Source organism: Macromonas nakdongensis, assembly GCF_002837145.1.
GTDB classification, from domain to species: domain Bacteria; phylum Pseudomonadota; class Gammaproteobacteria; order Burkholderiales; family Burkholderiaceae_C; genus Macromonas_B; species Macromonas_B nakdongensis.
In genome coordinates, this window is the sequence record NZ_NWMV01000127.1 from 1 (window position 1) to 1,396 (window position 1,396).

General features: G+C 75.6%; 1 protein-coding gene. It reads right to left on the reverse strand.

Annotated elements, in window-relative coordinates; translation table 11 throughout:
• The coding region (locus tag CON77_RS13885; protein ID WP_500778840.1) for a translocation/assembly module TamB domain-containing protein at positions 1–1,381 on the reverse strand (1,381 nt) is incomplete at its 3' end.
• Positions 1,382–1,396 lie beyond the last annotated feature (15 nt).

A 1,396-nucleotide genomic window follows, 5' to 3' on the forward strand; every position in this document is an offset into this window, starting at 1 on the left:
GGAACTGGGCCTGGCCGGCGTGCTGGCTGGCCCAGCGCAGTTCGCTCTGCAGGGTGGTGCCGTCGAGCCGCAGGGTCAGGTCGGCGGTGTCCAGGCCGGCGCGCAGGCGTTCGGTCTGGGGGCCGGCCCCTGGGAGCAGGGTCAGGTCGCCGCTGGTGCGGCGCAGGGCCAGGTGGGCGCGGGCCCCGCCGGCCCCCGCAGGCGGTGGAGCGGTGAGGGGCAGGTCCAGGTCCCACTGGCCGTCGAACACCAAGTCGCCCACCAGCCCGGCTTGGGACAGCGGACCTTGGGGTGCGGTGTCGGTGCTGAGCCAGGCGTTGAGCCAGCTCAGGGCCAGGCCTTGCAGCTGGCCCTGGCCGCTCCATTGGCCCTGGGCCCAGCGGGTGCGGGACCAGTTCAGGGTCATGGGGGTGTCGGCCAGGGGAGGCAGGGGGCGGCCGCCGGACTGGGGCAGCGGCGTCAGGCGCAGGCGACCGGGGGCCAGGGTCAGTCCGTCCTGGTCACTGTGCTGGAGCTGGGTGTCGCCCAGGTTGTCGATGCGCACGCCCAGGGGGTGGGTGCTGTCGCTCAATTCGAGCTGGAGGGTGCTCAGGCGCGCCGTGCCGCCAAGGCCGGTGGACCCTGGCTGCAAGGTGCCGGCGCCGGCCAGTCGCGTGCGCGCGTTCCAGCGGGCGCCACCGGTGTGGAGCGCGGCCTGGCCCCGGTGGTCCAGCTGCCAGTCGAAGGCCTGGCCGCGGGCCTGGGTGTTCCAGTCCTGCAGGTCCAGGGCGTTTGCGCCGCTGCCTGGGGCCGCGCGCAGTTGCAGTCGGGGCACCGCGAGGTCGAGCGACCAGGGCTGACTGCTGGCCTGTGGCCCGGGTTGCGGCCACCACGTAGGCCGGCTGCCCCATTGCGCCGTCAGACGGGCTTCGCCTTGTGCGCTCCAGGCCGCCAGCGGAGCCAGCACCTGCCGGTCCAGGTGGGCGCCGGGCCAGGCCGCATGCAGGCGTGCCAGGGTGAGTTGCAGCCAGCGTTGCAGGGCCTGGGCGTCGCGCAACTGGACCTCGCCGTGGCTGGGGCGCTCGGGCACGGTGGCCGCGCTGTGGCCGTCGAAGCGCAGCTCGGTGCCGGGCAGGCGCAGGGTGGCCTGTCCGTCGAAGGCGACAGGCTGGGGGTGCAGGGTGCCGCTGGCGTCCAGTTCGGCGCCCCAGAGCTGGGCCTGGAGGGTCTGCAGGGCGAGGCGGCCGGCTGCCCAGCGGCCTTCGGCCTGGAGTTGGGGGGCGGGCCATTGGCCGGGGCGGGCGGGCCCGGCGCTCGGGCGCAGGGCGGCGGTCAGCCGCGTCGGGGCGGTGTCGTCGCCGTCCGGGCCTTGGGCGTTCAGTTCCAGGTCGGTGGCCGCCACGTTCCAGCCGCTCCA